The organism is Wolbachia endosymbiont of Zygogramma bicolorata, assembly GCF_051130665.1.
In the GTDB taxonomy this organism is placed as follows: domain Bacteria; phylum Pseudomonadota; class Alphaproteobacteria; order Rickettsiales; family Anaplasmataceae; genus Wolbachia.
Genome location: NZ_CP149530.1, coordinates 502574 through 515442 on the forward strand (window position 1 = coordinate 502574; position 12869 = coordinate 515442).

Sequence of the window (12869 nt, forward strand, 5' to 3'; positions counted from 1 at the left end):
TAAGTTTTATTATACTCTCTAGCATAACTTGTGCAATATATTGTATTCAGAGTGTATTGAACGAGCCTGAAAGGCTGATAAACGAGTATCAACAAAGACTGTCAGAAAGCAAAGATAAAGCTACGTTAGATATATCTTAGCCACTTAAGTAGGGTTGGGCCTGACCCTGAAAGCACTGGTGTTCACCCATTGTAAATACTGTACTATCCACTGTGGCGAGCTTCCGGAAACATTAAAATCTCATACTCAAAGCCATACCGCTTGGTGCGGCAAAATAACCCTGCCAAATCGGAACAATTTTGAGTGAGCTTATTATTGTGTGGCACTATTTCAATAATCGGTAGATCGCTATTTGCCTTTAGCTCTTGTGTTAATTTGCTGCGAACAAGCTTGCGTAACATCAGTACGTGGAACATCCTTAATAGTCTCGATTGACTCTGTAGGTACATTACCATTTTTCTTAAAACCTTTCTCTTCTATAGCTTCCAGAACACTTTTTCCTCCCAAAAGACAGTTTTCTCCTAAACTTTTCTTCTCAGCTTTTAACTTGTTAAGCCTTTCTTCACTCTCATCATCAATTTCTACTTCTATTTTATTACTATCTTTCTCACTAGGACTTAGATAAATATTAATCTCTCCTGCTTCAGTGGTAAAAGACATTTTAATGCTACTTTCTAAGACATCTGTGTAATTTCTTTTTCCATCTTTTGTACCTTCAACTCTTACTATACTCTCCCCAACTTGAAGTATGCCGACTTTTAAATTTAAATCTTCAGCTTTGTTAAAGATTTTCACAGGTTCAATAATACTATCTTGTGAATATTTCACATAAAAACATACATTATCTATGTCTACCTCTTCTGGCTCCCCCTTTTGAGCTTGTCTATCTCTGCCTACAATACTTTCATATGCTATACTCTTTAGCTTGTCTTTAGTTTCTTTATATTTCTTAGAGAGATCATTTATATAATTAGATCCATAATTTTGTGCTAGCTCAGTATTACCGGAGAAAAATTTTTGTCTTGCTTTCCCACCTTTTAACAATAACTTGTTAGTGATGCTTTCTATGATGCCTGAAACTTTATCTTCGTTGCCATCGTCTTGGTCGGCGATACCATCAGACTGCCTTTCACGCGCTCTGGTTTCATCGCGTGGTTTCACACGATTATTAAGAACACCTTCTATTTCTTCAAGTATTAAACTTGTTACAGTTTCTTTATCACCATTGTCATTTTCATTACCATTACTACAACTTGAATTCAACCTTATTTCTTTCTTCAAGTACTCATTTACTATTTTCTCAATACTTTCTTCAGATTCTTGTTTATTTTGTGCTGTTATACCTCTTATCTTCTCACAAAAATCTTTAATTAGCCCCTCTTCGCTTGTAGTTAATGGTATTTCTAGCTTCATCGAAAGTGAGTCTTCTAGAAAAAGATGATCACTTGAACTACAGCTCGAATCCTCGTCTTTCCGGTCACAATCACTCGGTTCAGTAGAAATTGTTTTATTATCGTCACCGGAGCTATACCCTGGATCATCACGAAGTGTCTGATCATCATTGTGCTTGTTAGGGTAATTACTAGAGTTATTTGTCGAATTCTCTTCATTTTCACAAGAACCATCTGAATGATAGTCCGAATCTTCTTCTGTGTTACAATCACTCAATTTAACAGACTCTATCTGACTATCATCACCAGAGCTATTTGAACAATCATCTACCGAATCATCAGGTGTTGTCGGATTCCCTTCATTTTCATGAGAATCATCTAAATCATAACCCAAATCCTTAATAGCTTGACGGCACTCACGTTCAGTAACATATTCAAATGGAGTCTTTCCTCTTTGATCTTGCACATTTGGATTAGCACCCGCTCCTAAAAGAAGTTCTATAGCTTGAAGGTAGTTATTTTCAGCAGCATAATGTAACGGAGTCTTTTCACTTTGATCTTGCACATTTGGATTAGCACCCGCTCCTAAAAGAAAACGTATACCGCCAGTATCGTTATGTTCAGCAACGTAATGTAACAGAGTTTTTCCATCTTCTCGGTTTTGTACATTTGGATTAGCTCCTGCTTCTAGAAGAAGAATTATATGTTGAATATTATTTAATGGAGCTCTATTGCTTTCTAAAATGTCAGATAATCTTTTATCTAAGTAATATGACAGAGTTTTTTCATATCGGTTTTGTGTATCTCGATTAGCTCCTGCTTGTAGAAGAGACATTATATATGGAAGATAATTATCTAATATATCTCCATTGCTTTCTAACGCATTTAAAATGTTAAGTAATGGTTCATTTGAGTAATGTGACAGAGTTTTTCCATATTGGTTTTGTGTATTTCGATCAGCTCCTGCTTCTAGAAGAAACATTATATGTTGAATATAACCGGGATTATCTAATAGATCGCTATTGCTTGCTAACTGATTTAAAATGTCACGTAATTTTTCACTTGAGTAATCTGACAGAGTTTTTTCACCTTGGGTTCCTGTTGTATTTGGATCAGCTCCTGCTTGTAGAAGAAACATTATATATCGAGTATAATTGGAATTATCTAATAGATCGCTATTGCTTGCTAACTGATTTAAAATGTCACGTAATTTTTCACTTGAGTAATCTGACAGAGTTTTTTCACCTTGGGTTCCTGTTGTATTTGGATCAGCTCCTGCTCCTGGAAGAAACATTATATGTTGAATATAACCGGGATTATCTAATAGATTGATATCCTGTTCTAACTTATCTAAAATGTCACGTAATTGTTCATTTAATCCCTTGCTTGGTACCCCACCATTCATATTCTATAACCATTACTCACTAATTCTTTAGTGATTACCGTAATACATAGGTAAGTCAATAAAAAAATACACCTTTCCTTCTTCAGTTCTAAGAAATTGTCAAAAGTCTCAAAAAGATGAGTTAAAATAAAAAGAAGAATAGTGGAAGTTTAGTTGTTTACACTTTCATGCTATGCCCATAGCATCATATATTACTTAACCTTGCAATAATTTTTTTATTCTTGCTGCTTCTTCAAACTCTAAATTTTCAGCATGCTCTATCATTTGCTTTCTCAAGTCATCCTTATTAGTATTTACTTTTGGTTCTGCTATTGCCCTCTCCTGTAAGGTGTTTGATATAGGTTTTATTATAGTCTTCGGGACAATATTGTGCAATATATTATGTTCTTCTTGTTTTTTTCTTCTTCTTTCAGTCTCTCTTAATGCACGATCTAAAGAACCAGTGATTTTATCTGCATACAAAATTACTCTACCTTCAGCATTACGTGCAGCACGACCGATCGTTTGAATGAGCGATGTTTCTGATCGCAAAAATCCTTCTTTATCAGCATCTAAAATTGCAACCAAACCACACTCTGGAATATCAAGACCTTCCCTAAGCAAGTTAACACCTACTAAAACGTCAATTTCTTTAGATCTTAATTTACATATAATTTCTATTCTCTCCAGCGCACCAATATCAGAATGCAAATAACTCACTCTCATATTTAATTCACTCATATATTCAGCTAAATTTTCAGCCATTTTTTTTGTCAGTGTAGTGATTAAAACACAAAATCCCTTTCCTATTGTCACTTGTGCCTCATGAATTACATCATCAATTTGACTCTCTATTGGTTTCACAATGCAGATTGGGTCTGTAAGCCCTGTTGGACGAATAACTTGCTCTATAAATACGTTATTGGTCTTTGCCAACTCATACTTTCCAGGAGTAGCTGAAATGTAAATAGTCTGCGGCCTAACTTTCTCCCATTCTTCAAATTTTAATGGACGATTATCAAAAGCGGAAGGGAGCCTGAAGCCATAGTCAATCAATTTCTTTTTACGCGCCTCATTACCACTGTACATTGCACCAATCTGAGGAACGGTGACATGACTCTCATCAACAAATAAAATTACGTCTTTGGGTAAATATTCAAACAAAGTAGGCGGTGGATCCCCAGCTTCCATTCCATAGAGATAACGCGAATAATTTTCAATACCTTTACATATTCCTGTTGTCCTCATCATTTCAATATCAAAATTAGTGCGTTGCTCGAGGCGCTTTGCTTCAACAATCTTGTTTTGCAAGTAGTAATAATCCAAGCATTCATGCAGCTCTTTTTTGATTAGCTCAACTGTCTGCAACAGAGTCTCACGTGATGTAATGTGATAGCTGTTTGGAAAAATGGTGATTGTATTTAGGCTTTTGGTAATATTACTCGTTATAGCATCAATTTCAGAAATTTCTTCTATTTCATCACCAAGCAGCGATAAACGCCAAGCTTTATTTTCATAATAGGCAGGAAATATATCGATAATATCGCCACGCACTCTGAAATATCCTCTCTCAAACCTGGTATCAGAGCGCTTGTATTGGAGATCAGCTAAGTTACTCAAGAAATCATTAACATGAATTTTATCTCCAACACTTAAAGATATAGTCATGCTGCGGTAGCTTTCAGGCGAACCAAGACCGTATATGCAAGAAACACTGGCAACTACGATCGTGTCCCTGCGCTCCAAGAGGGAGCAGACGGCAGAATAACGCAGCATGTCAATTCTGTCGTTGATTGCAGAGTCTTTTTCGATATAAGTATCAGTTTGCGGCAAATAAGCTTCGGGCTGATAGTAATCATAATAAGAAATGAAATATCCAACAGCATTATTGGGAAATAATCCTTTCATTTCCTCATAAAGTTGTGCTGCTAAGGTTTTATTGTGTGCCATGATCAGCGCAGGTCTGTTTGTCCTTGCTATAACATTTGCCATAGTGAAAGTTTTCCCAGAACCAGTAACCCCAAGTAAAACTTGGTCTCTTTTATTGCTATTTAGCCCCGCAATTAAACTATCGATTGCCTGCGGTTGATCTCCAGCGGGTTGAAAATGTGTAGTGATTTGAAATTTCATAGACTTTACTTACTATCTTTGACTCATTGCATAGTGAACACTATATTGCTTTTAAGATAAGTTGTATAGCTATAAACTTTCCGTAAAGCCATAAAACATTAACCAACAATAGACTTCTTGCATAACCATATAACAAACTTTTATTGGGAATAGAAACGAAAAACTTCCTTGACAAACTCCGCCAGCCCCCTTATCATGAAACTGAAGCTATTTCATTTAACTTCACAATCTGTGCAGATTAAAACGACAAGAAAACTTGTATTTGTCGTACTATGCTTAATTTTTTGCACGATGACACTCTCGCATATAAACTCATTACTTTCATTTGTTTCTTTCTCTCTATTTTCTTTTTTTCTCTTTATCAATCTCTCTATCAGTTGCCCGTATACATCCGATAAGCGTTTATCTGCTAACTCATCAGGCTCATATCGACAAGTTACAGTTAATACCTTTTTTCTCATTGTTTCTCCTGTAAATATTTTTATAGTTCGGGCACTCCTTTTTTCCATAAATCCATTACTCTTGCGAAAAAGACGCAACTGTTAACCTTCGTTTTGTTTTACTTTTATGCACAATTTTGGAAACACATAGCTGCATCCGCTATCTTTCATCAATTGAGCACTCTCCCAAATCATCAAATAATTGTGCCTTTTCCCTCAGCTCTGCCAACGGTTTTCTCTCTAATGACAACACCTCCTTTTCCACCATTTCCTTCCTTTTCTCAATCAACTTCCATAACCTTCTGCTTCGCCACTAACTCTCTCATTATCTCCTCACTATTTGCCATATATGCCAGATCTATTGGCGTGTATCCTTTTTGGTCTTTCGCATTTACATCTCCTCCCGCTTCTAATATCGCTCTCACGTTCCCTATTTCCCTCATAAATACTGCTTCATGTAGGGGGGTCCTTCCTATGTAGTTCCCAGTATTAATATTTGACCCTCCTTTTATTAGCTCCCTTACTGTCTTTTCACAACTCATTAAGCTCGCACTATGTAATGCCGTATATCCTCCATCATCTATAGCATTTACATTTGCTCCTCCTTCTATCAGTGCTTTTACATTCTCTACCTTTCCATAGAATGCCGCTAGGTGCAATGGTGTCTCGCCTCTATTGTTTCTATCGTTTGTACCTGCACCTTTTTCTATCAATAACTTTATTACTTCTGGATTTGACACTTGTGCTGCTCGGTGCAATATTGTGCAACCTGCTGCGTCTTTTTCATTTATTCCACGAAATGAATTCTCCTTTAATTTTTCCAGTCTTTTATTTAAATTGAACATTTTAGTTACCCCACTATAAAAACATACATAAAGTCGCCAATTTGGCTCACTTCAGTGCAAGATCAATTTCTTATGTTTACCTACACCTACCTAATTTATAGCTGTTTTGGCATGGAAAAGCAACTTCTTTTTTTCAAAAAACACACATTTTTACCGAATGTTAATGTAGTGTATGGAGATATAAATATATGTATTTAATTCATTAAGCATATAGGTTGTTTTTCTTCCCAGGACCTGTTCAAATGTCGATGTTCATGCCAAGTTAGTACACCTGGGTAAAATACTAAAATGTAATTTTCTAACTCCTGTATTGCATCCTTTTGCTCTGAATTTAATTCGCTTTCAAAATGAACATAGTGCTTTGCTAAACCAAATCTTATAACTTTTTGATCGGTAGAGTTTTCTACTTTGTAATGATAGGTAACGCTAAACCTTTCTAAAATTGGCTTGTATTTTAAATTCCACACTTGTTCAGATAGCTTATCACTTCCTAGTAAAAACCTTTTTCCCCTCTCTTCTATACTACTTACTGGAAAACATGCGTTTATTTCTCCTAAACTCCAACTGTCCGATAATACTATCTGCGCTTTAGCAAACTTAATTGCCGGTAATAAACTCTGTGGTAGCGGATATAGCGCTTTGAAGTTATACCACACATGATTTCTTTCATAAATACCGTTATAATTCTTTGTGTGAGGCTCGGTTTCTCCAAGTATTGCTACATCTAGCCTATACAGATCATTACTTAATGCCTGCTCATAATGATCGCGTAGATAGTTTTCTATAATCCTAATAACTGGACCACTAGACCTGAAAAAATTTACTCTCCCAAATGATAACACTGGTCCATCTTTTTCAACTTTTACCCCCGAATAGTCAGAAAGAAGATCTCCAAATAAACTCTCATCCAATATAAATCTCTGCGCATTATAATAATCGTTAAAAATCCTCATTAGCCGTGATCTTGCAGGTAATGATAGTTTTGCTAGTTCTACTACTGCATCAACAAAGAAGTCTTTCGGAACATCTTTTATCCCTATCTGTAATTCAAAAAAGTGTTCTCCGGGTGGCTCTTCAATAATTGTAATATCTTCTATATTTCCCATTTTAATGCTATTTTTAGTGACGCTGGTGTTCCTCTTAAACGCTGAAATTCTACCCCTTCTTTTATCGCTCTTCTTTTCTCTTTTGCCCAACGCAGAATCTCTTCTAACCCATATTCCTCTATTATCCACGGCAATACTTTTTCCCCTGGGCTAAATTTAAATCCTTTTACACAGCTTGGGTCTACTTTGTAATCGATTGCATCAATCAGCGCTTTTTCTTGCTTTGTTGCGTTTGGTGGTAATAGCATTAATTCAACTCAACATTTAAACTTTTTAAGAAAGCACACTCATTCCCTCGTACCACAACGTCCTCTTTTGGCTCTATTAATTCCACGTTTTCTACCCCATCCACAAACAGGTTGGCTATAATCCATGATTTCGTTACTTTCCATCCTAATCTTTTCGTTGTTTCAAATTTTTCGATAAATTTCTTCTTCACCGTTTCAATAATATCTGGTCTTTTAATGCTAATTTTACTGTGGATATCTATTTCTATAATATTGCAACTTACCACTTCTATTGTATCTGTTAAAATCCTCACATCCTCCCTGTTTAGCTGATTTCTGACAATTTCTAGTAATTCTTCTGGCAGTGTGGATAATTCTGTTGATAAGATTGAAACTTGTACTTTTCCTGGTACAGGTGATTCTACTAATGCATCTTTTACTCTCGTATCTGCTGATAATGCATAATACCGATAATTTCCTCCTGTGCTTGAGCCAACTATTCTTGCCTTGATTCTTTTTCTAAATCGTTCATCCTTTTCCCCGTTCTCCCTTTCCACTCCGTAAAATTCAGCTAAATCATCAAGTTCTTCTCCCCTTGCAAACTTAAGTAAGTTGCCCCTTGCTGCTTCGTTTATTCTTTCTCTGAGCAAAAGTTCTCGCCATGCTGCTACCTCTAAAATCTTTATTGCTGGATCACTTTCTACCAATACTGTAAAACTTGAGTCTCGACGTATCAACTCCTCCTTCATACGTGAAAAGATTTCTTCGAAGTTCAGTGGCTCAATAATGTTAGGCTGCTCCATCTTTATACCACAACTCCATCAAAGCGAATCTTTTCCCCATTTGGTAGATAAATCCCATCCAAAGAAATTGTGACTTTCCCTTCTTTCACTTCTGTTATTTTTACTTTTTCTAACTTAAATCTCTTTTCCCATTTTTCCAGTGCTTCAGCGGTTGCTGCGTAAATTTCTAACGTAAAATCACGATTGATTGGCCGGTCAACTAACTCAAGTAATCTTGACCCATAGCTCCTGCGCATTATTCTGCTGTTAATAGGAATGGTTAAAATATTAACTATTGATTGCTTTAAATGTTCTATTCCTTCTAACTCTTTTCCAGTATTAACGTCCATTCCTCGCATAAACACGTTGCCTTTTGTGTTATATCTGTTTAATCATTTTCTTCTTAGTACTTGCGTATTTTTCACGAGCTATAGAGATAGCTTTTCTCAACTTCTCCTCAAGGATTTCCTTAGGAGGCAACTGTCTTAAATACTGTGCAACATGAATATTAGATCCTTCAAGCTCCAGGTATTCTATATCTTCTTGATCCTTATCAGCACACAAAATAATCCCTAGGGGTTTTTCTTCATCTGGTTTTCGTTCATTTTTATCTAACCAATTTAAGTACCATTCCATCTGTCCTTTATAAGCTGGTTCAAATCGACCAATTTTTAGTTCTATTGCAATAAGGCGCCTTAATCCCCTATGAAAAAATAGCAAGTCTAAATACCTATCAATTCTTTCGGTACTCATCCTTTTTTGACGTGTCACAAAACAAAAATCATTACCAAACTCTTGTAAAAATTTTACCAATTCATCCAAAATCGTATTTTCTAGATCAGTCTCACTATGACTTGATGGCAATTCCACAAAGTTAAGGAAGTATGGATCGTGAAAAATGAATTCGGGGGCTAACGTATTTTCTTCACGTAACTGTTTGATGCTTTGTCTTATGAAGTCCTCAGGCTTTTTTGCTAGTGCTGTACGTTCATACAACATGGTATCGATTCTACTACGTAGTGCTCTAACACTCCATCTTTCAATACGACACATTTCTATATAATAATTACGCTTCAGCTCATCAGAAATTGCAATAATTTCTACAAAATGTGACCAACTCAATTGTTGTGACAGTGTCGCGACAATTTCTTGATCGGGAAAGAATTTGGAAAATTGCACCATCCGAAACAATGAAGCTCTATCAAATCCACGTCCATATTTCATCTGAAGTTCTTTTGCAAGTTGGGAGATGATTTGCTTCCCATAATCTGCACGTTTGTGCTTTAGGATATCTTGATCAATTCTGGAGCCAATTTCCCAGTTTAACAATACTAGAGTAGAATTGAATTGAACAGAAAGATGATTCTTTGCTCTATCTATTAAATTACTAACGTCTCCTAATAGGCTAGTAGTTATATCCATGTTCATAATTTTACTTTTGGTAAGTATAGCACATGGTTTATTTTTATTCTGAAAAAACATTACTACTTCCACTTATTACTTTAAACCCACAAGATACTGAATCCCCAACTCTTCCTATACCATGACCATTTGCAAACACTGTTTTTGACCCTTGTGCCATTACCTTACCTTCTGTAAAACTATCTCCTTGCCGACAAACTGGTCTTCCGTTTACAAATATATCTCTGCTTCCACTTATACAAAAATGCGGCAACGCTTCCCCGCAGTGATCTCCTAGGCATATAACTGATTTATTCATTCCTTTTCCTAATTTAGATTTATTCTTTGTGCCTTAAGTTTTATTCCATCCTTTGTCATCTCTACGCTTGATCCTTCTACTTTCAACGTTATTTTATCTACTACATCAATCTCAAGATGATGATTCTCCTTGTCGTACGATAATTTTGTTCCATCTTGAAATTTTACACTACTTACTTCTTTTTTACTTTCCGGAGGAGGATACTTTTCCTGATATATTGCCGGTAACACCACCCCTAATGACAACTCTCCATATGGCGATAATACCATCACCTGCTCATCAATATCTGGGGAAAACCAACTTCTATCTTCTCCCGCTCTTGTTGTTATCCACGGTAACCAATCGGTCAAAAATTCTCCTACTTTTACCCGCACTCTTGCCTTTTCATAGTCTATCTCTTTAACTAGACCTATACGAATAATGTTCGCTAGCCTTCTATTTAGCTCTGCAATGGCAAAATTATGGTCTAATACCAATTCCTAAAAATAAATAGAGGAATAAAGAAAAATTTCTAAAATAGAATAATTTAAGAATTAGTGGGGAGTTATGGCAGGAAAAAGTAAAGCAATAGGAGAAGAATTATATAATAAGTGTAACCTGGAATTAAAGAAGCACGGCATAAGAGGAGAGATAGGAAGAAGATTACAGGCAATAATATCTGCAAAAGAATATGGAATAACAAAAGTTGCTCAAATATACCGAATTACTAGAACTACATTGATGAAGTGGATTACAAGATTTAAGGAAGGAGGAGTCAATGCGTTTAAAATACAACCAGGACGTGGAGTAAAGCCGAAGTTGAGCTACAAGCAGCAAGAAGAAATTAAAAATGTCATAGCAGAAGAAGGAGCCAACCTAACGGCTAAGAAATTAAAAATCATAATTGAGAAAATGTTTTCTATTGAGGTAAGTAAGTCTACAGCACATAGACTGATGCAAAAGTTAGGTTTTTCGTATATTACTCCAAGGCCTGTGCACAATAAACAGGATAAAAATAAACAAGAAGAGTTTAAAAAAAAATCTTAATGAAACTATTGTCACGTATCCCGAAAAAGAGCTATTTTTCTTCGATGAGTCGCGGTTTGGCACACATTCAAAGATTGGACACGGGTGGTTTAAAAAAGGCATTAGGACACAGGTTAAGGTAAAATTAGGTAGGCAAAACTTTTATCTCTATAGTGCAGTTAATCCTAGAAATCGAGAGAGTTCTAGCTTATTCGTACCAAACGTCAATACTGATTGTATGAATATATTCCTTGAGCAGATGTCACAATATTTAGGAACAAGGGAGGCATTTCTTGTTGTGGATTGTGCAGGATGGCATAGATCCAAAGGTTTAAAAATACCACAAAATATTACCTTAATCTATTTACCTCCATATTCACCAGAGTTAAATCCAGTAGAGCGTTTATGGCAATATTTGAAAGACAATCTCATTAAAAATAGAATATATGACTCTGTTAGTTTATTGGAGGATACTGTATGTGCATTCATTCGTAATATTACGGAAAGTTCGATCAAAACCATTTGTTCTGTGAGTTATTTGCCTGCTTATTTATGAGATTTGGTATAAGAAGGGGCATACTGGTAGAGCACTTTCATGCCTCACCACTTTTGTAGTTGCTCTACCAGTATTGTTATGCTGCAACGACTTTGATTAATATTCCTGGGCGATGGCACATTGGTAAAGGATTTGACTGAGTATGTAAATCGGTCCCTCTATCAAACCTTCTTGGCTCTTGTTTTGCATATAACGGTTTTCCTAGTGTATTTACCGTCTCATTAAAGTCTGCTGGCGCAAAGTAAGTAGTAAATGTGCTTGCTGTACCAAGTGGAAAACAATGTCCGGTATTTCCTTCAATAAATCTTCTTACGTTTCCTTCAGGATCAGTTGCTTGCCCTCTATATTCCTCAAATGTTATTCCACAGAACGTAAATCCTGATCTCATGTCGTTCCGGAGTGCTGCTCCTTCTTGCCATCTCTCGTATGCTTCTTTTACTTTGGCATGAGAAGTTAAAGCATCAAAAAACTCTGGACTATGAATCCCCGTCATATATTCACCACTTAAGTTATCTTCAACATGGCGCAATACTTCCAGACACTTACGCTTGACATCGGTTGTTGCTGTTCCCAGCGCAAAATTTACTACTTTTGGTGTAATTTCAAATTCGTTATACAGATTTAATAACTCACTGCCATCTGCGTCCAGAATAATCCCCTTCAATGCCCCCATTCGCAGATGCTCTAACGTTATCGCATGTTTGTTTCTCATCAACTCCAGGTGATCTGTTACTACACTCGCCAGTGCTGTAAGTTCACTTTCTGACCCAAATGCCCTTATTCCTTGTACTTCCTCTGGTAACACTACATCATCATGGGGAATATGTGGTATCGTAAATGTTCTTATTTTTCGTTTTCCACGTTTTCCCACTGTTGCAGGCGCTCCTGGGACTTGCGTTGGTAGTAAACTCAATACTCCGTTTTGCTCTTCTATGGTAATATGACGAACTTTTACTGATTTACTTGGAAATAATTTTAAATTTTCGACGCGACCATAATTTATCGGCAATATGTTTATTGCTTTAGTTAATTCCGTCATACTAAATGCTGGATTTGTAAATGGATTTTGCATGTTTTTTCCCCTTAATGCTGTGTGTTTTAAGATGTTTGGTAGCCCTGCTCTTCAGTTAGGCAGTTGGCGTTTAAACTCCCTTGCGGATGATGATTCCTCGTGCTTCAAGTTGCTTTATTGCTGCAGCTTTTTGCTCTTCAGTTATATTTGTTAACTGTAGCCTTTTATCCTCTCTTAGTTCTTTTGATAATATTTGCTGTTCTGTTTTTTG

General features: G+C 36.1%; 12 protein-coding genes and 2 pseudogenes. 1 reads left to right on the plus strand and 13 read right to left on the minus strand.

Annotated elements, in window-relative coordinates; all coding sequences use genetic code 11:
* Nucleotides 1–348: 348 nt before the first annotated feature.
* The 11 genes and pseudogenes from WKH12_RS02320 to WKH12_RS02370 all read right to left on the minus strand — a co-directional run bounded on the left by WKH12_RS02320 (nt 349) and on the right by WKH12_RS02370 (nt 10501).
* Nucleotides 349–2796 carry an ankyrin repeat domain-containing protein gene (locus WKH12_RS02320; RefSeq protein WP_434732546.1) on the minus strand — a complete coding sequence of 816 codons (2448 nt, stop codon included), beginning with the start codon at nt 2794–2796 and terminating at the stop codon, nt 349–351.
* Nucleotides 2797–2991: 195 nt separating this feature from the next.
* The gene (gene uvrB / locus WKH12_RS02325; RefSeq protein WP_353289016.1) at nt 2992–4905 is read right to left on the minus strand and encodes an excinuclease ABC subunit UvrB; all 1914 of its coding nucleotides are present in this window, start codon (nt 4903–4905) and stop codon (nt 2992–2994) included.
* Between the two features lie 212 nt (nt 4906–5117).
* Nucleotides 5118–5366 carry a hypothetical protein gene (locus tag WKH12_RS02330; protein ID WP_434732547.1) on the minus strand — a complete coding sequence of 83 codons (249 nt, stop codon included), beginning with the start codon at nt 5364–5366 and terminating at the stop codon, nt 5118–5120.
* A 139-nt stretch (nt 5367–5505) separates the two neighbouring features.
* Nucleotides 5506–5634 (minus strand): hypothetical protein, encoded by a 129-nt coding sequence (locus tag WKH12_RS02335; RefSeq protein WP_353275786.1) that lies wholly within the window; start codon nt 5632–5634, stop codon nt 5506–5508.
* Nucleotides 5627–6190, minus strand: a complete 564-nt coding sequence (locus WKH12_RS02340) for an ankyrin repeat domain-containing protein (RefSeq protein WP_434732548.1) — start codon at nt 6188–6190, stop codon at nt 5627–5629. The genes WKH12_RS02335 and WKH12_RS02340 overlap by 8 nt, the downstream gene beginning before the upstream one ends.
* A 194-nt stretch (nt 6191–6384) precedes the next feature.
* Nucleotides 6385–7544: pseudogene (locus WKH12_RS02345) on the minus strand (phage tail protein).
* A complete protein-coding gene (locus WKH12_RS02350) occupies nt 7544–8326 on the minus strand; it encodes a baseplate assembly protein (protein WP_434732549.1) in 783 nt (260 codons plus the stop codon). Before WKH12_RS02350 ends, WKH12_RS02345 begins: the two are co-directional and overlap by 1 nt.
* A gap of 2 nt (nt 8327–8328) precedes the next feature.
* Nucleotides 8329–8664 carry a GPW/gp25 family protein gene (locus WKH12_RS02355; protein ID WP_434732550.1) on the minus strand — a complete coding sequence of 112 codons (336 nt, stop codon included), beginning with the start codon at nt 8662–8664 and terminating at the stop codon, nt 8329–8331.
* Nucleotides 8665–8683: 19 nt separating this feature from the next.
* Nucleotides 8684–9727, minus strand: a complete 1044-nt coding sequence (locus WKH12_RS02360; RefSeq protein WP_434732551.1) for a PDDEXK nuclease domain-containing protein — start codon at nt 9725–9727, stop codon at nt 8684–8686.
* Between the two features lie 43 nt (nt 9728–9770).
* Complete coding sequence (locus WKH12_RS02365; protein ID WP_253308963.1) at nt 9771–10025, minus strand: PAAR domain-containing protein; 255 nt, start codon at nt 10023–10025, stop codon at nt 9771–9773.
* An 8-nt stretch (nt 10026–10033) separates the two neighbouring features.
* Complete coding sequence (locus WKH12_RS02370; RefSeq protein ID WP_434732552.1) at nt 10034–10501, minus strand: phage baseplate assembly protein V; 468 nt, start codon at nt 10499–10501, stop codon at nt 10034–10036.
* Nucleotides 10502–10571: 70 nt separating this feature from the next.
* Between WKH12_RS02370 and WKH12_RS02375 the strand changes: the two genes are divergently transcribed.
* A protein-coding gene (locus WKH12_RS02375; protein WP_434732061.1) for an IS630 family transposase occupies nt 10572–11586 on the plus strand; the annotation gives its coding sequence in 2 pieces (ribosomal slippage) (nt 10572–11036 and nt 11038–11586; 1014 coding nt in all).
* 76 nt (nt 11587–11662) lie between these two features.
* Here the strand turns inward: WKH12_RS02375 and WKH12_RS02380 are convergent.
* Together WKH12_RS02380 and WKH12_RS02385 are read right to left on the minus strand one after the other, a co-directional pair.
* Entirely contained in the window at nt 11663–12658 is a 996-nt protein-coding gene (locus tag WKH12_RS02380) for a major capsid protein (protein WP_434732553.1), read from the minus strand.
* Nucleotides 12659–12728: 70 nt separating this feature from the next.
* Nucleotides 12729–12806: pseudogene (locus WKH12_RS02385) on the minus strand (head decoration protein); the annotation flags it as partial.
* Nucleotides 12807–12869: the final 63 nt, after the last annotated feature.

Coding starts and splice junctions, on each gene's coding strand:
- WKH12_RS02320 (WP_434732546.1), bottom strand. CDS start 2,796: ATGAATGGTGGGGTACCAAGCAAGGGATTAAATGAACAATTACGTGAC.
- uvrB (WP_353289016.1), bottom strand. CDS start 4,905: ATGAAATTTCAAATCACTACACATTTTCAACCCGCTGGAGATCAACCG.
- WKH12_RS02330 (WP_434732547.1), bottom strand. CDS start 5,366: ATGAGAAAAAAGGTATTAACTGTAACTTGTCGATATGAGCCTGATGAG.
- WKH12_RS02340 (WP_434732548.1), bottom strand. CDS start 6,190: ATGTTCAATTTAAATAAAAGACTGGAAAAATTAAAGGAGAATTCATTT.
- WKH12_RS02350 (WP_434732549.1), bottom strand. CDS start 8,326: ATGGAGCAGCCTAACATTATTGAGCCACTGAACTTCGAAGAAATCTTT.
- WKH12_RS02355 (WP_434732550.1), bottom strand. CDS start 8,664: ATGCGAGGAATGGACGTTAATACTGGAAAAGAGTTAGAAGGAATAGAA.
- WKH12_RS02360 (WP_434732551.1), bottom strand. CDS start 9,727: ATGGATATAACTACTAGCCTATTAGGAGACGTTAGTAATTTAATAGAT.
- WKH12_RS02365 (WP_253308963.1), bottom strand. CDS start 10,025: ATGAATAAATCAGTTATATGCCTAGGAGATCACTGCGGGGAAGCGTTG.
- WKH12_RS02380 (WP_434732553.1), bottom strand. CDS start 12,658: ATGCAAAATCCATTTACAAATCCAGCATTTAGTATGACGGAATTAACT.